A 21,742-nucleotide genomic window follows, 5' to 3' on the forward strand; every position below is an offset into this window, starting at 1 on the left:
TCCTCAGACCTTGGCCTCGGTGCGCGCGGCCTGGGTGGCCGGGCCGGACGGGGGGGCGCCGGCGGGGTCGGGGACGGGCGTGTAGACGGCGTTCCGCGCGGCGCTCTCCTCCACCGCGGCGAGCACGCGCTGGACCTGGAGACCGTCGGCGAACGACGGCAGGGGGTCCGTGCCCGTGGCGATGGCCATGACCAGGTCGCGTGCCTGGTGGGCGAAGGTGTGCTCGTAGCCGAGGACGTGGCCGGGCGGCCACCACGCCTCCAGATACGGGTGGTCGGCCTCGGTGACGAGGATCCTGCGGAAGCCGGCGGTGGCGGCCGGTTCCCGGTGGTCGTGGAAGAGCAGTTCGTTGAGGCGTTCCAGGTCGAAGGCGAGGGAGCCGAGTTCGCCGCTGACCTCCAGTCGCAGGGCGTTCTTGCGGCCGGGTGCCATGCGGCTCGCCTCGAAGGTCGCGAGCGCCCCGGACGCGAGTCTGCCGGTGAACACGGCCGCGTCGTCGACGGTGACGGGACCCCGCTCGGGGCCGCCGGCCGCGCTCAGCCCCGTCGACACGCCGGTGAGCAGGGGGCGGTCCCTCACGAAGGTCTCCAGTTGCGCCGAGACCCCGACCAGCGGCTCCCCCGCCAGGAACTGTGCGAGGTCGACGATGTGCGCTCCGAGGTCCCCGAGGGCGCCAGAGCCCGCGTGCTGCCGCTCCAGTCGCCAGGTCAGCGGGAAGTCGGGGTCGACGAGCCAGTCCTGGAGATAGGTCAGCCGTACGTGACGCAGGGCGCCGATCCGTCCCTCCGCTATGAGACGGCGGGCGAGGGTGATCGCGGGGACGCGACGGTAGTTGAAGCCGACCATCGCCACCTGGCCGCGGCCGCGGGCCTGTTCGGCCGCGGCGGTCATCGCCTCGGCTTCGGCGACGGAGTTGGCGAGTGGCTTCTCGCACAGCACGTGCTTGCCCGCGTCCAGTGCCGCGATGGCGATCTCGGCGTGGCTGTCGCCCGGGGTGCAGATGTCGACGAGCTGGACGTCGTCACGGGTCACGAGCGCGTGCCAGTCGGTCTCCGCCGCCGCCCAGCCGTGGCGGTCGGCCGCCGCGTGCACGGCCGCGCGGTCCCGGCCGGCCACGGCGGCGAGTACGGGGCGCAGCGGCAGGTCGAAGACGCGGCCTGCGGTCCGCCACCCCTGTGAGTGGGCGGCGCCCATGAACGCGTATCCGATCAGGCCGACACCGAGTGTCGGCTGCGTGGTCTCGCTGTGCCTCTGTTTCATGGCTCTCCTCTCGCGGTACCGGCCGCGGCGGCCGGTGGAGATGTCGGCTCCGTGGTGCTCGGGAGCCGGGGCCCGGGCGGATGCGGGGCGGCGTCGGGCCGCCGGCGCCCGACCGGGCGGGCGTGTCCCCGTCAGTTGAAGCCGGTGGGCTGGTAGTCGTCGACGTTGTCCTTGGTCACGACGGCCGAGTACAGGGTCACGGAGGAGGGGATCTCCAGCTCCGCCATGCCGCCGATCCCCTTGCCCTGTCCGAGCGCGCGGGCGAGGTCGATGGCGGAGGCGGCCATGGTCGGCGGGTAGAGCACGGTGGCCTTCAGGACGCTGTCGTCGGCCTTGATGGCGTCCATGGCGGACCTGGCGCCGGCGCCGCCCACCATCAGGAAGTCCTTGCGGCCGGCCTGGGCGACGGCACGCAGGGCGCCGACACCCTGGTCGTCGTCGTGGTTCCACAGGGCGTCGAACTGGCCCTGTGCCTGCAGCAGTTGGGCCATCTTGGCCTGGCCGGACTCGACGGTGAACTCGGCGGCCTGGCGGGCGACCTTGGTGATGTTGGGATAGTTTTTGAGGGCGTCGTCGAAGCCCTGCGTACGCTGCTTGGTGAGTTCGAGGTTGTCCAGCCCCGCGAGTTCGACGACCTTGGCGTTCGGCTTGCCCTTGAGCTTCTCGCCGATGTAGCGGCCGGCGTTGAGGCCCATGCCGTAGTTGTCGCCGCCGATCCAGCAGCGGTACGCCTGCGGGGAGCCGAAGACGCGGTCGAGGTTGACGACGGGGATGCCGGCCGCCATCGCCTGCAGGCCGATCTGGGTGAGGGCCTTGCCGTCGGCGGGCAGGATCACCAGGACGTCGACCTTCTTGTTGATGAGGGTCTGGATCTGGCCGATCTGGGCGGCGGTGTCGTTGGAGCCCTCGGTGATCTCCAGAGTGACGTCGGCGTACTTCTTGGCGCGGTCCTTGGCGTTCTGGTTGATGGCGTTGAGCCAGCCGTGGTCGGCCTGCGGTCCGGCGAAGCCGATGGTGACGGCCTTGCCGGGCTTCTCGTCGGCCACGGGCGCGTTGCCGGCGGCGCTGGGAGCGGCCTGGTTCTTCGGTTCGTTGCTGGTGCAGGCCGTCAGGAGCGCTCCGGCGGAGACGGCGGCGGTGCCGAAGAGCAGTCCTCTGCGGCTGGGGATGGGGGTCTCGGGCATGGTGGAGCCACCTCTTCAACTGGGCGGTCGGACGCGGGATGTGCCGGGACCGGGCGTGGGTGCCGACGCACGGGTCCGGGGGAACGGGGGACGGTGACGGGGGGGAGCGTGGCGGGCCGGGAGGTGCCGGGGGTCCGCGAAGCGCGGTGTCAGCCGTCTCGCAGGGTGCGGCGCTGGACGAGGACGGCGGCCACGATGATGGCGCCCTTGGCTATCTGCTGGACAGCGCTCTCCAGGTTGTTCAGGGCGAAGATGTTGGTGATCGTCGTGAAGATGAGGACGCCGAGCACCGAGCCGACGATCGTCCCGCGTCCGCCGCTGAGCAGCGTGCCGCCGATGATGGCCGCGGCGATGGCGTCGAGCTCGTAGAGGTTGCCGTTGGTGTTCTGTCCGGAGCCGGCCAGCACGATCAGCATGAACGCCGCGATGCCGCAGCACACGCCTGAAAGGAGGTAGAGGTAGAGGCGCTGACGGCGTACGTCGATGCCGGCCAGACGGGCGGCCTCCGCGTTGCCGCCGACGGCGACCGCCCTGCGCCCGAACGTCGTGCGGTTGTACAGGAGCCAGCCCACGACGATGACGGCCGCGAAGACGAGGACGAGCGGCGGTACGCCGAGGATGTAGGCGTCCTTGACGCCGAGGTCGAGCACCGAGTCGACGGTCACGAGCTGCGTCTTGCCGTCGGTGAGCTGCAGCGCGAGTCCCCGGGCGGAGGCGAACATGGCCAGGGTGGCGATGAAGGGGACCATGCCGCCGTAGGCGACGAGCAGCCCGTTCACGAGTCCGCAGCCGACACCGACGATCACCGCGGTGAAGAGGATGCCGGTGAACCCGTACTCCTGCGTCGCCACCGTGGTGGCCCAGACGGAGGCGAGGGCCACGATCGCGCCCACCGACAGGTCGATGCCGCCGCTGGTGATGACGAACGTCATGCCCACGGTCACCACGCCGATGACGGACGCCTGGGTCAGGACGAGTTGCAGGTTGCTCGTGGCGAGGAACTCGGCGGGCTTGGTGACCCCACCGACCAGCACCAGGACGGCCAGGACACCGAGCAGGGACAGACTGCGCACGTCCGGGCGGAGACCCGACGGCCGGAACGCCGGGGTCTTCCCGTGCGGCGCGGCGGGGGCGGGTGCGACGGGCGCGTCCTGCCCCGCCGGAGTGGCTGAGTGCGTCATGCCGTCGGACTTCCTTCCATCACGAGATCGAGTACGCGGTGCTCGTCCAGCTCCCGGGCGTCACAGGCGTGCACGACGCTGCCTTCGCGCACCACCAGGACGCGGTCGGCGAGGCCGAGGACCTCGGGCACCTCGCTGGAGACGAGCAGGACGGCGAGACCTTCGTCGGCCAGCCGCCGGACGACGGCGTACAGCTCGGCGCGGGCGCCTATGTCCACCCCCCGGGTCGGCTCGTCGAGCAGCAGCACCTTGCAGCCGCGCAGGAGCCAGCGGGCGAGCACCGCCTTCTGCTGGTTGCCGCCCGACAGGGTCCGGACGGGGGTGTCGGGGTTGTCGGGCCGCAGGGAGAGCTCACGGGTCACCCGCCGGGCGGCGGCCCGCTCCTTCTGCCGGTCGAGCCAGCCGCCGCGCGCGTACCTGGCGAGCGTGGACACCGTGACGTTGCGGGTGACGGACTCCATCAGCAGCAGGGCCTGAGCCTTGCGTTCCTCCGGGGCGAGGCCGATGCCGGCGCGGACGGCGGCGGGGACGCTGCCGGGCCGCAGGGGGACCCCGTCGACGAGAACCCGCCCGGCGGTCGGCCGGCGTGCCCCGTAGACGGTCTCCAGGATTTCGCTGCGTCCCGAGCCGACCAGGCCGGCGAGGCCGACGATCTCCCCCGGCCGCAGTTCCAGGTCGACGGGCGCGAACTCGCCCTCGCGCGCCAGCCCTTCGACCCGCAGGACGGGCGCGGTGGCGGCCGGGTCGAACGTCCGGTGGGGGCGCTCCGGGAAGACGTACTCGACCGTGCGGCCGGTCATCAGCCGGACGACCTCGTCCGTGGAGGTGGACTTCGCGGCGAGACCCCCGGCGACGGTCCGGCCGTCCTTGATGACGGTGACGCGGTCACCGATCCGGCGGATCTCCTCCAGGCGGTGGGAGATGTAGACGACGGCGACGCCTTCGGCTGTCAGGTCACCGACCGTACGGAAGAGGTTGTTCACCTCTTCCGGGTCGAGGGCCGCGGACGGCTCGTCCATGACGATCAGCCGGACCTCGTGGGAGAGCGCGCGGGCCATGGACACGATCTGGCGCTGGGCGGCGGAGAGTTCGCCGAGGGGACGCGCCGGGTCGATCTCGTCGTGACCGAGGCGGCGGAGGAGTCGGGCGGTCGCGTCGCGGGCGGCCCCTGCCCGGACGACGAAGCGTGCGGAGGTGGGCTCGTGACCGAGGAAGACGTTCTCGGCCACGGACAGCCCGTCCACCAGGTCGAGTTCCTGGTAGATGGTAGCGATCCCGAGACGCATCGCGGCGATCGGGGAGGCCGGCGCGACCTCTTCGCCGCGCCACGTGATCCGCCCGCCGTCCGGCCGGTGGGCGCCCGCGAGGACCTTGATGAGGGTGGATTTCCCGGCACCGTTCTGACCGAGGACGCAGTGGACCTCTCCGGCCCGGACCTCCAGGTCCACGCCGTCCAGGGCGCGGACACCGGGGAACGACTTGGTGATGCCGGACATGGTGAGCAGGGGTGGTTCGTGTGCCATGGCGATTCCTCGGCGGGTGCGGCCGTGAGCGGGCAGGGCTGACGAAACGACGGGTGGGGCGTGGAGGACGGAGCGGAGCGTCTCGCGGCTCGGTGGGGTCGCGGTGGTACGACGGACTCGCCGCCGGCCGACCGGGGCGTTGCTGGTGGTACGGCTGCGCGTGGTGCTGGAGCGGCCGGTACGGCGTGGTGTCCGGCGCCGGTGCGCTGCTGGTGCTGCGGCGGGGCGGGTGGTGCGGGTAGTACCTGTACTACGGGTGTTACGGCCTGACAGGGCGTGCGGGGGCGGTGCCGGCCTGCGTGGATCAGGCCGGTGAGAACACGTGGTCGCTGATGAGACGGGCCGCGCCGATCACGCCGGCGGTCGCGCCGAGTTCGCCGAGGACGATGGGGAGGTTCCTGGTCGCCAGTGGCAGGGAGCGCTGGTACACCTGGGTGCGCACGCTGGCCAGCAGCCTGTGCCCGAGGCCCGTCACCCCGCCGCCGATGACGACCATGCCGGGGTTGAAGCAGCTGACGAGTCCGGCGATGACCTGGCCGACCCGGTCACCACCCGCGCGGATGAGGTCCAGGGCGATCGGGTCACCCGCGGCGGCCGCGGCGGCGACGTCCTCCGCGGTCAGCCTGCCGAGGGTCTCCAGCCGGGCGGCGAGCTCGGCCGATGTGCCCCCGCGCGCCGCGTCCTCGGCGTCACGGGCGAGTGCGGATCCGCCGAAGTGGGCTTCCAGGCAGCCCCTGTTGCCGCACCCGCAGGCCCGGCCCTCCGGGTCGACCTGGATGTGCCCGATGTCGCCGGCACTGCCCGTCGCGCCACGGTGGACCTCGCCGCCGACGACGACGCCGCAGCCGATGCCGGTGCCGATCTTGACGTACAGGAAGTCGTCCACGAACCGGGCGACTCCGGCGTGCTGCTCCCCTATGGCCATCAGGTTCGCGTCGTTGTCGACCATCACGGGGCAACCCAGGTCCTGGCTGAGCGCCTCACGGACGGGGAAGCCGTCCCAGCCTGGCATGATCGGCGGTGCCACGAGGACGCCCTCGGGGAAGCGGACGGGACCCGGGACGCCGATGCCGGCGCCGTCCAGGCCGTCGGCCAGCCCCAGTGACCTGAGCTTGCCGACCATCGACAGCACCTGCTCGAAGACCGCGACGGGGCCTTCGCGCACGTCCGTGGAGTGGCTGAGGTGGCCCAGGACCTCCAGTTCGGCGTTGGTGACGGCGACGTCGACCGAGGTCGCGCCGATGTCGACGCCGAGGAAGCGCAGGCCGGGGGCGAGCCGCAGGTTGTGCGAGCGGCGCCCGCCGCGGGAGGCGGCGAGACCGTCCGCGATGACGAGGCCCGTCTCCAGGAGCCGGTCCACCTCCACGGCGAGCTTGGAGCGGGAGAGGTCGACCAGGTCGCCGAGCTGGGCACGTGAGTGGGGCCCGCCGTCGCGCAGCAGCCGGAGCAGCCGCGCCTGGTGTGCGTTACCGGGTCGAGCCGTCATGCGTCGCACGTCCCCCTCCTCCCCTGCTGTCCGGTTCCGGCCGCGGGTGGTCGGCGCGGTCCGGGTGACGGGCCGCGTGATCGTCCCCGAAGGCGGGACTTTCTCCGTGGTCCGTCTGCTTTCGAGGGGAACGTAGCAGCGGATTCCCTGGCGGGGAAGAACTTGCGCACGAATGTGGGGGTACTTTTTCCGTAGTCAGGAAAAAGATGGTCGGCCGGTGCGACCGCGGCCCTCACGCTGCCCCGCTGAGGCGCTGCCCGGCCGAGTTCCGACCGGGCAGCACGGATTCACCTCAGGACAGCCTCACGTCACGCAGCCATGTCACGGCAGCGTCCATTTCTGGTTGGGGCCGGTGTGGCAGGTCCACAGGTGGACGGCGGTCCCGTCGTTCCAGGTGCCGCCCGAGGCGTCCAGGCACTTCCCGGACTGCGGGTTGCGGACGGTCCCGTCGGTCCGGGGCTCCCACTTCTGGGCACCGGAACCGTTGCACGTCCACAACTGCACCCTCGTCCCGTCCGCACTGCCCCCACCGGACACGTCCAGACACTTGCCCAACGCCTTCACCGACCCGTCACCGGCCACGGTCCACCGCTGGGCAGCCGTACCGTTACAGGTCCACAACTGCACCTTCGTCCCGTCCGCACTCTGCGAATCAGCGACGTCCAGGCACTTCCCGCCGACGCCCTTCACCTCACCCGTGCGGGGGCCGGGTTGCTGCCCACCGCCGTGCTTGACCCGGATGTTGCGGAAGGACACGTCGTCGCCGTCCCCGTGGTTCTGGAGACCGACGTGGCCTTGGCGCAGGCTCCGGGCCGGGTCGGTGTTCGTGAAGTCGTTGATCTTCCGGCCGTTGAGGAAGATCTCCAACCGTTCGCCGGTGACCCGGAGTTCGTACGTGTTCCACTCCCCCGGCGGGTTCAGCGCGGCGTCCCGCGCCGCGATGTCGGCGGACCGGAAGCCGTAGACGGCACCGGTGGTGCGGTCGGCGCTGTCCGTGGCGTCGATCTGGATCTCGTAGCCGTTGTTCACCGCGGACCAGGGGTCGTCGGAGGCCGGGAAGCCGAGGAAGACACCGGAGTTGTCGTCCCCGGCGGCCTTCCAGTCGAGCTTGACGGAGTAGTCGCCGGTGAACTCCTGCGCGGAGTACCAGAGCATGCCGAGGCCGCCCTGGGAGGTGAGGGTGCCGTCCGCCAGGGTGAACCCGCCGGGCCCGGCCTGCTTCCAGCCGGTGGTGGACGAGCCCCCGAAGAGGGAGGTGTACCCGGTCTCCGGACGGCAGTCGGCTTCGGTCATGCCCGCGGCCCACCGGATTCCGCCCAGCAGGTGTCGCCGGAAGGCGGGCTCGGCGTACGACTCGTCGGTGTGGCCGCCTCCCGTGTAGAAGGCCCGGCCGCCCTGATAGTCCTTGCACCAGGCGATCGGGTGGTCGCCCGCCATGTTCCCGCCGGAGTAGCTGGATTCGTCGAGCGAGGCGAGGACGCGGGCGCTGGAGCGCGGGTTGGAGCGGTAGTTGTACCACTCGTCGGTGCGCTGCCAGCTGGAACCGAGGTGCGCGGTGGCGTCGTGCGCCCGGTCCTCCACCCGGACGGTGGCGGACTGGATGGCCGGGTGGGAGTGGAAGAGCGCTCCGGCCAGACCCTCGTAGAAGGGCCAGTCGTACTCGGTGTCGGCGGCGGCGTGGATGCCGACGTAGCCGCCCCCGCCCTTCACGTACTGCTCGAAGGCCGTCTGTCTGGCGCCGTCGAGGACGTCGCCCGTCGTCGACAGGAAGACGACCGCCCGGTACTGGGCGAGGTTGCCGGTCGTGAACGCCTGGGCGTCCTCGGTCGCGTCGACGGTGAAGTTGTTCGCCGCGCCGAGGCCGCGCAGGGCGGCGATGCCGTCGTCGATCGAGGAGTGCCGGAAGCCGGCGGTCTTGGAGAAGACGAGGATCTTGTACGCGGGGTCGGCCGCCACGAGCCGTTCGGCGGTGTGGGAGGACGGGGCGGGGAGGGAGGACGGCGCTGCCGCGGGCAGGGCCACGGCCTGCGGAGCCAGCGCGAGTGTGGCGGCGGCGAACAGACCGAGAGTCGCTTTCAGAGAGGTACGCATGTGAGGTCGCCTCCTTTCTGAGCTACGGAAGTCTGGGCTAGGGAAGGGTCCACTTCTGGTTGGGGCCGGTGTGGCAGGTCCACAGGTGGACGGCGGTCCCGTCGTTCCAGGTGCCGCCCGAGGCGTCCAGGCACTTCCCGGACTGCGGGTTGCGGACGGTCCCGTCGGTCCGGGGCTCCCACTTCTGGGCACCGGAACCGTTGCACGTCCACAACTGCACCCTCGTACCGTCCGCACTGCCCCCACCGGACACGTCCAGACACTTGCCCAACGCCTTCACCGACCCGTCACCGGCCACGGTCCACCGCTGGGCACTCGAACCGTTACAGGTCCACAACTGCACCTTCGTCCCGTCCGCACTCTGCGAATCAGCGACGTCCAGGCACTTCCCGCCGACGCCCTTCACCTCACCCGTGCCCGCGCCCCCGGCGGAGGTGGTGAAGGAGAACTCGTCGATGTCGAAGAGGGAACCGCTGCCGCCCTTGAAGACGAGGTGCAGCACCGTCGATCCGGCCGGCCCGGCGGTGAGCGGGGCGGTCACGTCCTGGAAGGTCTCCCAGCCGCCGGTGACCGGCACGGTCGCCGTGCCGAGCAAGGTCCCCGTCGGGGATCCCGCGCGCACCTCGATGGTGCCGCCGGCGCCCGCGGAGGAGACCCGGGCCGTGAACCGCGTGACGTTGCCGAGCGCGTACGGCGTGAAGGAGATCCAGTCGCCGTTGTCGATGTAGCCGACGGTCCGCCCGCCGTGCGCGGGCGTGTGGGTGACCACCTGGACGCCGGACGAGGAGCCGTGGTGCTCGGCCTGGCGGTGGGTGGGCTGGGTGAGGTGCTGGTCGTGCGTGGTCAGTGCGGGCTGGCCGTTCGCGCCCTTGTCGGTGTACTCGGCGTCGATGACGCCGAAGATGTTCGCGTTGGGGTCGTGTTCGCCGTCGGCCAGGGTCCGCAAGGTGCCTGAGCACCCGGTGGTCGAGGTCTGCGGATGGCCGTGGCTGTCGTGTCCGACGACGAAGGTGACCTTGACCTTGGAGCAGTCGACGGTGCCGTCCTCCGGGTCGGTGACCGTCACCTTGAACGGGATCGCGGCGCCGAAGTCGTAGATGCTCCCGGCCGCGGGCAGGTCGAGGGTCACCGTGGGCGCGGTGTTCCCGACGGTGATCTGCGTGGAGGCCGTCGCGGACTTGCCCGTCGCGTCCGTCACCTTGAGGGTGGCCGTGTACTGGCCGTTCGTGGTGTACGTGTGGGAGGGGTTGGCGGCGGTGGAGGAGGCGCCGTCACCGAAGGTCCAGGCGTAGGTGAGGGCGTCGCCGTCGGAGTCGGAGCTGCCGGCCGAGGAGAACGAGACGGCCAGGGGCGCCTTGCCGGACGTGACGTTCGCCTTGGCCTGCGCCACCGGGGCGTGGCCGCCCGTGACGTGTTCGATGCGGTACAGGGCGGAGTTGGCGTCGCCGCTGAAGTAGCCCGTGCCGTAGTCGAGGACGTAGAGGGCTCCGTCCGGACCGAAGGCCATGTCCATCACCTGCGTGCCGCTCCAGGGGAACGCGTTGATGGACTGCACGGCGCCGTCGGTGCCGGACTCGACGCGCTTGATCCAGCGGCGTCCGAACTCGCCGGCGAAGTAGTCGCCGTCGTACTCCTGCGGGAACTTGACCGCGGAGGTGGACGCGGCGTCGTAGCGGTAGACCGGGCCGCCCATGGGGGACTCGGATCCGCCGCCGAACTCCGGCACGGAGCCGCCGTCGTAGGGGATCCAGGCCGGCTGCGCGGGGGGCAGGTCGGTGAGTCCGGTGTTGTTCGGGGAGGTGTTCCTGGGAGCGGCGCAGCTGAAGGCGGAACCGGAGGCGCCGGTGGCGAAGTTGTAGTCCACGTAGGCGTCGTTGTCGCCGGTGCAGTACGGCCAGCCGAAGTTGCCCGCCCTGGTGATCCGGTTGAACTCGACCTGCCCGGCGGGGCCTCGCGTGGGGCTGGCGCTGCCGGCGTCGGGCCCGTAGTCGCCGAGGTAGACGATGCCGGTGGCCTTGTCGACGCTCATGCGGAACGGGTTGCGGAAGCCCATCGCGTAGATCTCGGGGCGGGTCTTCGCGGTGCCGGGCGCGAAGAGGTTGCCGCTGGGTATCGCGTACGACCCGTCGGCGTTCACCTTGATCCGCAGGACCTTGCCGCGCAGGTCGTTGGTGTTGCCCGAGGAACGCTGGGCGTCATAGGCGGGGTTGCGGGAGGGCCGCTCGTCGATGGGGGTGTAGCTGTCGGAGGCGAAGGGGTTGGTGTCGTCGCCCGTCGACAGGTACAGGTTGCCGGCGGCGTCGAAGTCGATGTCGCCGCCGACGTGACAGCAGATGCCGCGGGAGGCGGGGACGTCCAGGACCCTCTTCTCACTGCCGAGGTCCAGGGTGCCGTCCGTCCTCAGGACGAACCGGGAGAGCCGGTTGACCCCGTCGTACGGGGCGAAGTCGGCGCTGGTGCCGTCTCCCGGCGCGTCTCCGCCCGGCGTGCTGAGCCTGGGCGCGTAGTAGAGGTAGACGTGCCGGTTGGACGTGAAGCCCGGGTCCACGGCGACGCCCTGCAGCCCCTCCTCGTCGTGGCCGTACACGTCGAGTCTGCCCGCCACGGTGGTGGTCCCCGCGGCATCGGTCCGCCGGAGCGTGCCGTCGCGCGAGGTGTGCAGGACGGAGCGGTCGGGGAGCACAGCGAGCGTCATCGGCTCGCCCGTCTCGGCCACGCCCTTGGCGAGTGTGACCTGCTGGAACTCCGGAGCGGCCGCCGCCGCCGGTTCGTCGTGCCGGGGGTGCGAGGCGGCGGCCGGGGACACCGGGAGCAGGCATCCGACGGTGCACGCCAGGACGGTCAGGAGGAAACGGCCGCGCTGGTGTCTGAGCGTTCTCGTGCGCACAGAAGATCTCCCGAGGTGAGGGGGATGACGGCAGTCTCGTCGGACCGCCGGACGTGCCTACGGGCGCGCGCCGTCACGCCGTAGGGGGAGGCCGGCCTGCCATGGCATGACCGGTTCATTTCAAGGAAGCTAGCGCGGTTTGTCGGAGTCCGTAACCCGAGCCGCACAAGTTCTCGCCACTTTCTCTGCGTTCGGGACAAAGCATGGACGGCGTCGCGGGAAGTCCCTACTGTGTCGGTCGCGGCGGTGCGGACCGGACCCACGTCCCGCCCGCCGGTGCCTCCGTGACCGGGACGACGGCGCGCCCCGGCAGCGGTGGATCCCCCGATTACCCGAACGAGTCCCTCGTGCCCGAGGGGCCGTCAGGAGGTCACGTGTATCCACGGCTGTATCCCCGCCGACCGGGCAGACGCCTGGCCGGAACGCTCCTCGCTTCCTTACTCGCCGTCGGCCTGTCGTCGGCACCGGCCCCGGCGGACGACAGCTCCGCCGCGGCCCTCCCCCCGCAGGAGCCGGGGGTCACCCTCCGCGTCTTCGACGTCCAGGTACCGCTCAACGACATCTGCACGCTCAAGACGGGCCAGACGCCCAACATCGACAAGCTGATGCCGGTGGTCGACTGGTCCTCGCCCGCCGACTTCGGCCTGGACAGCAACTTCGTCACTCACGTCATCGGCAACCTGAACGCCCCCCGCTCCGGCAGCTACACCTTCCGCCTGACCAGCGACGACGGCTCCCGCCTGTGGATCGGCGACCAGCTGGTGATCGACCACGGCGGTCTGCACGGCCCGGAACCCAAAGAGGCGACACTCGACCTCACGTCCGGTCACCACGCCCTGCGCATCCAGCACTTCGAGCGGGGAGGCGGCGAGCAGCTGACGCTGGCCTGGAAGCCTCCCGGCGCCTCCGCCTTCACCGTCGTACCGAACACGGCCCTCAGCACGGACGCCGACGTCGTCCGCGTGACGGCGCCGGGTCGCAAGGAGTGCGAGGCCGGAACGGACTCGCCCGGCGACGGCCTGCCGCTCGCCGGTGTGCACCCCAACTACAGCCTCACCGATCTCCGGCCCGCGGGCTTCGAGCCCCAGGTCTCCGCGATGGACTGGCTCCCGGACGGCCGTCTTGCCGTGACCACGTGGGGCGGCAGCAACAACACGGCGGGCGAGGTCTACCTGCTGGCGAACGTCACGGGAAGCACCGGGCCGGGCAGGGTCACCTTCAAGAAGATCGCCTCGGGCCTCAAGGAGCCGATGGGGATCAAACACGTCGACGGCAAGCTCTACGTGTCGCAGAAGCACGAACTGACCGAGCTCAACGACACCGACGGCGACGAGGTCACCGACCAGTACCGGCGAGTCGCCACCTGGCCGTTCGGAGGAAACTTCCACGAGTTCGGCTTCGGCCTCCTCCACCAGGACGGGTTCTTCTACCTGAACCTGTCGGTCTCCATCAACTACGGCGGGGCGACCACGGATCCGCAGCCGGCGGCCAACCGCGGCACCACCATCAAGGTCAACAAGCAGACCGGCGAGGTCTCGTACGTCGCCGGCGGGCTGCGCACCCCCAACGGCATCGGCTGGGGCCCCGAGGGCGGCATCTTCGTCACCGACAACCAGGGCGGCTGGCTGCCGTCGTCGAAGCTGGTGCACATCAAGCAGGGACGGTTCTTCAACCACTACACCAACCCCGCCGGGCCCTTCGACTCCCAGTCCGTGACCAAGCCGGTTCTCTGGCTGCCCCAGAACGAGATCGCCAACTCACCGAGCACACCCCTTCAGCTGACCACGGGGCCGTTCGCCGGCCAGATGCTGTTCGGCGACGTCACGTACGGCGGAATCCAGCGCGCCTATCTGGAGAAGGTCGGCGGCGAGTACCAGGGCGCGGTCTTCCGGCTCACCCAGGGACTCGAGGCCGGTGTCACCCGGATCAGCGTCGGACCTGACGGCGCGCTGTACGCCGGCGGGCTCGGGGCGGGCGGCAACTGGGGCCAGGAGGGCAAGCTCGCGCACGGCCTCCAGAAGCTCACGCCGAACGGCTCCAACGCCTTCGACATCCGCGCCATGCGGGCCGTACCCGGCGGCTTCGCGCTCGAGTACACGCAGCCGGTGTCGGCCGAGACCGCTGCCGACCTCGTCAAGCACTACAGGATCAAACAGTGGCGCTACGTGCCGACCTCGGGCTACGGCGGCCCGAAGGTCGACGAGGAGACCCTCACCGCGCAGTCGGCGGGTCTCTCCGCCGACGGGAAGACGGTCACCCTCGCGATCCCGGGCCTCAAGACCGACCGGGTCGTCCACATCCGCTCTCCCCGCCCCTTCAGCTCCGCCTCCGGCGAGTCCCTGTGGAGCACCGAGGCGTGGTACACGCTCAACCGACTGCCCGGCGCAGCCGCCGGCACGGGTGAGGTGAAGGGCGTCGGCGGGAAGTGCCTGGACGTCGCTGATTCGCAGAGTGCGGACGGGACGAAGGTGCAGTTGTGGACCTGTAACGGTACGGCTGCCCAGCGGTGGACCGTGGCCGGTGACGGGTCGGTGAAGGCGTTGGGCAAGTGTCTGGACGTGTCCGGTGGGGGCAGTGCGGACGGGACGAGGGTGCAGTTGTGGACGTGCAACGGTTCCGGTGCCCAGAAGTGGGAGCCCCGGACCGACGGGACCGTCCGCAACCCGCAGTCCGGGAAGTGCCTGGACGCCTCGGGCGGCACCTGGAACGACGGGACCGCCGTCCACCTGTGGACCTGCCACACCGGCCCCAACCAGAAATGGACGCTGCCCTGACGGGTAGCCGGGAGGTGACATAGCGGGCCGTGCTCCGGTGGTCGTCACCGACCACCGGAGCACCTGTGCGCGCGGAGGGCACACGGACGGCCGGTGCGCGGGGAGCGTCGGCGGCGACCCGCCGGTGCCGACCGCAGGCCGGTGATCCGACATCCAGGGCGGGTATGACGCGCTGCCCGGGGCACACGACGTGCATGGACGGACAAGACGCGCGTCCCACGAGCACCCTGCTCGACGAACGCTTCCTCGGCAGCGGACCGGGCACCCGGGCGCTCTCCCACGTGCGGTCCCGGCACCCGGGACTCGCCTGGCCCGGCACACTGCGGATGCGGACCACAGGCGATCCCCTGCGCCGGACGCGCATTCCCCCGACCACCGCCGCCCCGCGGTGTCCGCATGCGCCGGCCCTGTCCGACCCGGCGCCCGTCAGCGGATGACAGCGCCGTCGGTCTCCGCCCCTCGAAGTCGACAACACCAAGGAGTCAGAAGGTGAAGGGCTTCCGCAGCTTCATCCTGCGCGGCAACGTGGTCGATCTGGCCGTCGGCATCGTCATCGGAGCCGCGTTCACCGCCGTGGTGAACGGCTTCGTGGGTGCCTTCCTGACACCGCTGGTCGGACTGGCCACCGGTGTCACCGGAGACATGAGCCGTAAGGCCTTCACCGTGGGCGCCACCCAATTCCCCTACGGCACCTTCATCAACGCGGCGATCAGTTTCCTCCTGATCGCCGGCGCCCTGTACTTCCTGGTCGTCCTGCCGATCAACAAGCTGCACGAGCGCCTCGCCCCGCACCACGACGTCCAGGCCCCGAAGCGGGACTGTCCCGAATGTCTCAGCCCGGTCCCCGCCCTGGCCCGCCGATGCGCCTCCTGCACCGTCCCCCTGCCCGCCGTACCCGCACAGGCCGGGGAGACGACTCAGCGCGCCGGGTAACCGTCCTCGTACACACCCTCCCCGGCAGCGTTCCTGTGTTCCCGACCCGACGACCCGTGCCGATGCCGGACTCGCGTCTGCGACGCTTGGTCGTCGTGGATGTGCAGAACGATTTCTGCGAGGGGGGCAGTGTCCCTGTGGCGGGAGGTGCGCGGATCGCCGGTGCGATCGCCGAACCGGTGGAGCCGAGCGCGGGCGGGGACTGCCCGTACGTCGTGGCCACCCGCGACCACCACATCGACCCCGGAAGCCACTTCTCGACGACCCCGGACTTCAAGGAAGGCGCGGAAGCCGAAGGGACTCCCCTCGGCGACCGGCTGCGCACCCCGCGGGGCCGGCGAGGTCGACGTCGTGGGCATCGGAACGGTGGTTCCGGCCGGCGTGTGCCGCCCCTTCCTGGCGCGTCGGGAAGGGGCGGCGCACTCGACACCCCACCTCGACCCCGGAGCGGGCTCTGTCCCCGCGGACGGCTCTGACCCGCCCGCGCCGCGTTCCCCGTGATCGAGACTGAGGCAGCAAGGATTTCGCAACTTACTGACTTTCCTTGCGCTAGAGTTGCGCGAATGACGCGAAGACTTGCCTTGGTGGCGAAGAAGGTGGGAGTCAGCGAGGCCACGGTCAGCCGGGTTCTCAACGGCAGGCCGGGGGTCTCGGAGGCCACCCGGCAGTCGGTGCTCACCGCGCTGGACGTCCTGGGCTACGAGCGTCCCACGCAGCTGCGGGGAGAGCGGGCCAGACTGGTGGGTCTGGTGCTGCCGGAGCTGCAGAACCCCATCTTCCCGGCCTTCGCCGAGGCCATCGGCGGGTCGCTGGCCCAGCAGGGGCTGACCCCGGTGCTCTGCACGCAGACCAGGGGCGGCGTCTCGGAAGCCGACTACGTGGACCTGCTCCTACAGCAGCAGGTCTCCGGTGTCATCTTCGCCGGCGGTCTCTTCGCGCAGGCCGACGCGCCGCACGGGCACTACCGGAAGCTGGCGGAGCGCGACATCCCGGTCGTCCTCGTCAACGCGCCCATCGAGGGGCTCGATTTCCCCTGCGTCTCCTGTGACGACATGGCCGCGGTCGAGCAGGCGTGGCGCCATCTCTCCTCACTGGGGCACGAACGCATCGGCCTGGTCCTCGGCCCCGAGGACCACATCCCGTCGCGCCGGAAGCTGGCCGCCGCGACGGGATCCGCGCTCGCGGCGGGGACGGCGCTGCCGGCGGAGTTCGTGGAGCGCTCGATGTTCTCGCTCGAAGGCGGGCAGGCGGCGGCGGGCCGGCTGTGGGACCTCGGGGTGACCGCGGTCATCTGCGCGAGCGACCCACTGGCCCTGGGCGCCGTCAGGGCCGCTCGCCGGCGGGACCTCGTGGTCCCCGCCGATGTGTCCGTACTCGGTTTCGACGACTCGCCCTTCATGAACTGCACCGATCCGCCGCTGTCGACGGTGCGGCAGCCGATCGAGGCGATGGGGCGGGCCGCCGTCGATCTTCTCCACGCCCAGATCCGGGGGACGCGGACACACCCCGGCGAGCTGCTCTTCGAGCCTGAGCTCGTGGTGCGGGGCTCGACCGCCCCGCCGTCCGCCGGCTGAACCCCCCTTCCCCTCCCGCGCGGCCCCCCAGGGGCCGGACCTCATGGTCCGGCCCCTCGTCCGTGCGCCCGGACGCCGTGGCGGCGGGGTCGGCCGGGGCGTTGACCAGGTGCGCGCGCCACGCCGACGAAGCAGTCGTGCCCACCCCGTTGACAAAGTGGTGACCTGGCGGAAACCTGTCACCCGGTCATCGCAAAAGATTGACTGAATAACTCAAAAAGACTTGCTGACAGTCAAATGTTCCACGATGTCCGTGGAAGGAAGAGGACGTCATGCGATTGAGAGACCAGGGGCGACGAGTGATCGTCGGCTCCGTGATGGCGGGTCTGATAGGCGTGGGGATGCTCCCCGCTCCCGCTCATGCCGTGGAGGGCCCGAACCTGGCCCTGGGCAAGCCGGCCAGTGCGGGCGGTACGAACGGCGGCTACGTCGCGGGCAACGTGACGGACGGAAGCCAGGCGTCCTACTGGGAGGGCCCCAACGGGGCGTTCCCGCAGTGGGTGCAGGTCGACCTGGGGGCACGTACCGAGGTCGACCGGGTCGCGCTGAAGCTGCCCGCTTCCTGGGGATCCCGCGTCCAGACGCTGAGCGTCCTCGGCAGCACGGACGGATCGTCGTTCGCCGCGCTCTCCGGGTCGGGTCCGCGCACCTTCGACCCGGCGAACGCCAACACGGTCAGCATCCCCGTCACCGCGACCACGGCGCGCTTCATCCGGGTGCAGGTGGCGGCCAACACCGGGTGGAACGCGGCCCAGTTGTCCGAGCTGGAGATCTTCGGCGAGGAGGACGACGGCGGTCCGGTCGACCCCCCGCCGACCGGTACCAACCTGGCGCGCAACAAACCGATCGAGGCCTCCTCGTTCACCCAGTCGTACACGGCGGCCAACGCCAACGACGGGAACACCGCCACCTACTGGGAGTCGGCGGGTCTCCCCGCGACCCTGACGGCGAAGCTCGGTGCCAACGCCGACATCGAAGCGGTCCGGATCAAGCTCAACCCCGACCAGGCGTGGGGCCCGCGGACCCAGGCCGTCGAGGTGCTCGGACGCGAGCAGTCCGCGTCCGGCTTCACCTCCCTCAAGGCCCGCGCCGATTACGCGTTCAGCCCGTCCTCCGGGAGCAACACCGTCACCGTCCCGGTCACCGGCCGGTACGCGGACCTCCAGCTGAAGTTCTTCTCCAACAACGGCGCTCCCGGCGCTCAGGTCGCCGAGTTCGAGGTCGTGGGCGCCGCCGCCCCCAACCCCGACCTCACCGTCACCGACCTCGTGTGGACCCCCTCCTCCCCCTCGGAGACGGACCCCGTCGAGGTCAGCGCGACCGTGCGGAACGCGGGGACCGCCGCCTCCCCGGCCACGTCCGTCAACGTCAGCCTCGAAGGCACCGTGGCGGGCACCGCGCAGGTCGGCGCACTCGCCGCCGGCGCCTCCACGACCGTCAAGGTCCCCGTCGGCAGGAAGGCGATGGGCAGTTACACCGTGTCCGCCGTCGTCGACCCGGCGAACACCGTCGTGGAGCAGGACGACAGCAACAACAGCCGGACCGGTTCCTCCAAGCTGGTCGTCGGCCAGGCCCCCGGCCCGGACCTCACGGTCACCGCGATCACACCGAACCCGTCCGCTCCGGCCGTCGGTGCGCAGGTCTCCTTCACGGCCACGGTCCAGAACCGGGGCACCACCGGGGTCGCGGCGGGGACCGTCACGCGTCTGACCGCGGGCTCCACCACCCTCAACGGCGCCACCCCCGCAGTCGCCGCCGGCCAGACGGTCAACGTGCCGATCTCCGGCACCTGGACCGCCGCGAGCGGAGGGGTCAACCTCACCGCGACGGCCGACGCCACCGCGACCGTGGCCGAGACGAACGAGAACAACAACGTCTTCAGCCGTTCGCTCGTCGTGGGCCGGGGCGCGGCCGTGCCGTACACGGAGTACGAGGCGGAGGACGCCCGCTACCAGGGCACCCTGCTCACCGCCGACGCCGAGCGCACCTTCGGTCACACCAACTTCGCCACCGAGTCCTCGGGGCGCAAGTCGGTCCGTCTCAACTCGACCGGTCAGTTCGTGGAGTTCACCTCCACCAACGCGTCCAACTCCATCGTCGTACGCAACTCCATCCCGGACGCCCCGTCCGGCGGCGGCGCCCAGGCCACGATCAGCCTCTACGCGAACGACGTCTTCGTCCGCAAGCTCACCCTGTCGTCGAAGCACAGCTGGCTGTACGGGAAGACGGACGACCCCGAGGGTCTGACGAACGCGCCGGGGGCCGACGCGCGCCGGCTGTTCGACGAGTCCCACGCGCTGCTGTCCCAGAACTACCCGGCGGGCACCAGGTTCCGCCTGCAGCGGGACGCCGGTGACACGGCCTCCTTCTACATCATCGACCTGATCGACCTGGAGCAGGTCGCGCCCCCGGCGGCCCAGCCGGCCGGCTGCGTCTCGATCACCCAGTACGGCGCGGTGCCCAACGACGGCCTCGACGACACCGACGCGATCCAGCGCGCGGTGACGGCCGACCAGAAGGGCGAGATCCCCTGCGTGTGGATCCCGGCCGGCCAGTGGCGCCAGGAGCAGAAGATCCTCACCGACGACCCGCTGAACCGGGGGATCTACAACACGGTCGGCATCCGTGACGTGACGATCCGCGGCGCCGGCATGTGGCACTCGCAGCTGTACACCCTCACCCCGCCGCACCAGGCGGGCGGGATCAACCACCCGCACGAGGGCAACTTCGGCTTCGACATCGACCACAACACCCAGATCTCCGACATCGCCATCTTCGGCTCCGGCACCATCCGGGGCAACAACGCCCAGGAAGAGGGCGGTGTCGGTCTCAACGGACGCTTCGGCAAGGGCACCAAGATCAGCAACGTGTGGATCGAGCACGCCAACGTCGGCGTCTGGGCCGGGCGCGACTACACCAACATCCCCGAACTGTGGGGACCCGGCGACGGCGTCGAGTTCAGCGGCATGCGGGTCCGCAACACCTACGCCGACGGCATCAACTTCGCCAACGGCACCCGGAACTCCACCGTCTACAACTCGTCCTTCCGCAACAACGGTGACGACGCGCTGGCCGTCTGGGCGAGCAAGTACGTCAAGGACACCTCGGTGGACATCGGCTCCAACAACCACTTCCGCAACAACACGATCCAACTGCCCTGGCGCGCCAACGGCATCGCGGTCTACGGCGGCTTCGGCAACACCATCGAGAACAACATCATCGCCGACACCATGAACTACCCCGGCATCATGCTGGCGACCGACCACGACCCGCTGCCCTTCTCCGGACAGACCCTCATCGCCAACAACGCCCTGTACCGCACGGGCGGCGCGTTCTGGAACGAGGACCAGGAGTTCGGCGCCATCACCCTGTTCGCCCAGGGCCAGCCCATCCCGGGCGTCACCATCCGGGACACGGACATCGTCGACTCGACGTACGACGGCATCCAGTTCAAGACCGGCGGCGGCGAGGTGCCGAACGTCAGGATCACGAACGTCCGGATCGACAAGTCCAACAACGGTTCCGGCATCCTCGCGATGAGCGGCGCCCGCGGCAGCGCCACCCTGTCGAACGTGACGATCACCAACTCGGCCGAGGGCGACATCCTGGTCGAGCCCGGCTCGCAGTTCGTCATCAACAACCCGTAACACCGTCACCGGCGCCCGAGGCGTCGTGACCACGGGGTCCGGCCACGGCGGTGGCCGGACCCCGTCCACACCGCGACCCGCCCGCAGCGCGCCCCCTCCCCCACCGCGCCCCGCCGAGATCGAGGACACATGAGAATCCAGAACTGGAGATCACGGAGCATGAGCGCCGTGATCGCGACGAGCCTGCTGGCCCTGGGCGGTCCCTTCATGACCGCCCAGGCCGCCGGGGGCCCCAACATCGCCGTGGGAGATCCCGCGGCGGCCAGCAGCGCCCTGCCCGAGTACGGGGCCGCCAACATCACCGACGGCAACCAGGGCACGTACTGGCAGAGCTCCGGCTCGAACCTCCCCCAGTGGGTCCAGGCCGACCTCGGTACGAACACCCGTATCGACGAGGTCGTCCTGAAACTGCCGGCGGGCTGGGAGAACCGCCACCAGACGCTCGCCGTGCAGGGCAGCGCCGACGGCACCAGCTTCGTCACCCTCAAGAGCTCGGCCACGTACGCCTTCAGCCCCGGCGCCGGCAACACCGTCACGGTGAGCTTCCCGGCCGCCCAGGCGCGCTTCGTACGCGTCGACATCACCGCCAACACCGGCTGGCCGGCCGCCCAGCTCTCCGAACTGGAGGTGCACGGCGCCGATGGCTCCTCGGTGAACCTGGCGGCCGGCAGGACCCTCACCGCGAGCAGCCACACCGACGTGTACGTGCCGGGCAATGCCAACGACGGCAACAAGGCCACCTACTGGGAGAGCCGCAACAACGAGCTGCCCCAGTGGCTACGGGCCGACCTCGGCTCCTCCGTCCGCGTCGACCGCGTCGTCCTGCGCCTGCCCGACGGCTGGGGCGCGCGCAGCCAGACCCTGAAGGTCCAGAGCAGCGGCAACGGCACGGACTTCACCGACCTCACCACGTCGAAGGCGTACGAGTTCACGCCGTCCGCCCAGAACACCGTGACGATCCCGTTCGGCGCGACCACCGCCCGGTACGTCCGGGTCCTCGTCACGGCGAACACCGTGCAGGCGGCCGCCCAGCTCTCCGAGCTGGAGGTCTACGGCCCCGGCACCGGGGACACGCAGGCGCCGACGGCCCCGGCGAACCTGACGTTCACCGAGCCCGTGACCGGCCAGGTGAGACTGGTGTGGAACGCCTCCACCGACAACACCGCCGTCACCGGCTACGACATCTACGCCAACAACACCCT

General features: G+C 70.7%; 13 protein-coding genes and 1 pseudogene. 7 read left to right on the top strand and 7 right to left on the bottom strand.

The annotated features are described in order from the left end of the window. Positions 1-3: 3 nt before the first annotated feature. The 7 genes from ACFWV2_RS06795 to ACFWV2_RS06825 all read right to left on the bottom strand — a co-directional run bounded on the left by ACFWV2_RS06795 (position 4) and on the right by ACFWV2_RS06825 (position 11,612). Entirely contained in the window at positions 4-1,260 is a 1,257-nt protein-coding gene (locus tag ACFWV2_RS06795; protein WP_384402733.1) for a Gfo/Idh/MocA family protein, read from the bottom strand. A gap of 131 nt (positions 1,261-1,391) precedes the next feature. After that, the gene (locus ACFWV2_RS06800; protein ID WP_384402736.1) at positions 1,392-2,444 is read right to left on the bottom strand and encodes a substrate-binding domain-containing protein; all 1,053 of its coding nucleotides are present in this window, start codon (positions 2,442-2,444) and stop codon (positions 1,392-1,394) included. Positions 2,445-2,593: 149 nt separating this feature from the next. Beyond that, positions 2,594-3,625, bottom strand: a complete 1,032-nt coding sequence (locus ACFWV2_RS06805; RefSeq protein WP_384402739.1) for an ABC transporter permease — start codon at positions 3,623-3,625, stop codon at positions 2,594-2,596. After that, positions 3,622-5,148, bottom strand: coding sequence for a sugar ABC transporter ATP-binding protein (locus ACFWV2_RS06810; protein ID WP_384402742.1), 1,527 nt, complete (start codon positions 5,146-5,148; stop codon positions 3,622-3,624). Before ACFWV2_RS06810 ends, ACFWV2_RS06805 begins: the two co-directional genes overlap by 4 nt. 304 nt (positions 5,149-5,452) lie before the next feature. Continuing rightward, positions 5,453-6,634 carry an ROK family protein gene (locus tag ACFWV2_RS06815; protein WP_384403265.1) on the bottom strand — a complete coding sequence of 394 codons (1,182 nt, stop codon included), beginning with the start codon at positions 6,632-6,634 and terminating at the stop codon, positions 5,453-5,455. A 321-nt stretch (positions 6,635-6,955) separates the two neighbouring features. Then, entirely contained in the window at positions 6,956-8,725 is a 1,770-nt protein-coding gene (locus tag ACFWV2_RS06820) for a lectin (protein ID WP_384402745.1), read from the bottom strand. Positions 8,726-8,762: 37 nt separating this feature from the next. Continuing rightward, positions 8,763-11,612 carry a carbohydrate-binding protein gene (locus ACFWV2_RS06825; protein ID WP_384402748.1) on the bottom strand — a complete coding sequence of 950 codons (2,850 nt, stop codon included), beginning with the start codon at positions 11,610-11,612 and terminating at the stop codon, positions 8,763-8,765. A gap of 374 nt (positions 11,613-11,986) precedes the next feature. On the opposite strand from ACFWV2_RS06825, the gene ACFWV2_RS06830 reads away from it, so the two are divergent. From ACFWV2_RS06830 to ACFWV2_RS06860, 7 genes and pseudogenes are all read left to right on the top strand, one after another. Then, positions 11,987-14,386, top strand: coding sequence for a ricin-type beta-trefoil lectin domain protein (locus ACFWV2_RS06830; protein ID WP_384402751.1), 2,400 nt, complete (start codon positions 11,987-11,989; stop codon positions 14,384-14,386). 194 nt (positions 14,387-14,580) lie between these two features. After that, entirely contained in the window at positions 14,581-14,823 is a 243-nt protein-coding gene (locus ACFWV2_RS06835) for an N-acetyltransferase (RefSeq protein WP_384402754.1), read from the top strand. Between the two features lie 52 nt (positions 14,824-14,875). Next, entirely contained in the window at positions 14,876-15,319 is a 444-nt protein-coding gene (gene mscL / locus ACFWV2_RS06840; protein WP_384402757.1) for a large conductance mechanosensitive channel protein MscL, read from the top strand. A gap of 62 nt (positions 15,320-15,381) precedes the next feature. After that, positions 15,382-15,597, top strand: a pseudogene (locus ACFWV2_RS06845) (nicotinamidase); the annotation flags it as partial. Positions 15,598-15,882: 285 nt separating this feature from the next. Continuing rightward, entirely contained in the window at positions 15,883-16,893 is a 1,011-nt protein-coding gene (locus ACFWV2_RS06850) for a LacI family DNA-binding transcriptional regulator (RefSeq protein ID WP_384402759.1), read from the top strand. Between the two features lie 272 nt (positions 16,894-17,165). Continuing rightward, the gene (locus ACFWV2_RS06855; RefSeq protein ID WP_384402762.1) at positions 17,166-20,540 is read left to right on the top strand and encodes a CARDB domain-containing protein; all 3,375 of its coding nucleotides are present in this window, start codon (positions 17,166-17,168) and stop codon (positions 20,538-20,540) included. Between the two features lie 129 nt (positions 20,541-20,669). Next, positions 20,670-21,742, top strand: a 1,073-nt coding sequence (locus tag ACFWV2_RS06860) for a discoidin domain-containing protein (RefSeq protein ID WP_384402765.1), incomplete at its 3' end; no start/stop codon positions are given.

The organism is Streptomyces sp. NPDC058671, assembly GCF_042716475.1.
GTDB lineage: Bacteria > Actinomycetota > Actinomycetes > Streptomycetales > Streptomycetaceae > Streptomyces.

Coding starts and splice junctions, on each gene's coding strand:
- ACFWV2_RS06795 (WP_384402733.1), bottom strand. CDS start 1,260: ATGAAACAGAGGCACAGCGAGACCACGCAGCCGACACTCGGTGTCGGC.
- ACFWV2_RS06800 (WP_384402736.1), bottom strand. CDS start 2,444: ATGCCCGAGACCCCCATCCCCAGCCGCAGAGGACTGCTCTTCGGCACC.
- ACFWV2_RS06805 (WP_384402739.1), bottom strand. CDS start 3,625: ATGACGCACTCAGCCACTCCGGCGGGGCAGGACGCGCCCGTCGCACCC.
- ACFWV2_RS06810 (WP_384402742.1), bottom strand. CDS start 5,148: ATGGCACACGAACCACCCCTGCTCACCATGTCCGGCATCACCAAGTCG.
- ACFWV2_RS06815 (WP_384403265.1), bottom strand. CDS start 6,634: ATGACGGCTCGACCCGGTAACGCACACCAGGCGCGGCTGCTCCGGCTG.
- ACFWV2_RS06820 (WP_384402745.1), bottom strand. CDS start 8,725: ATGCGTACCTCTCTGAAAGCGACTCTCGGTCTGTTCGCCGCCGCCACA.
- ACFWV2_RS06835 (WP_384402754.1), top strand. CDS start 14,581: ATGGACGGACAAGACGCGCGTCCCACGAGCACCCTGCTCGACGAACGC.
- ACFWV2_RS06850 (WP_384402759.1), top strand. CDS start 15,883: ATGACGCGAAGACTTGCCTTGGTGGCGAAGAAGGTGGGAGTCAGCGAG.
- ACFWV2_RS06855 (WP_384402762.1), top strand. CDS start 17,166: ATGCGATTGAGAGACCAGGGGCGACGAGTGATCGTCGGCTCCGTGATG.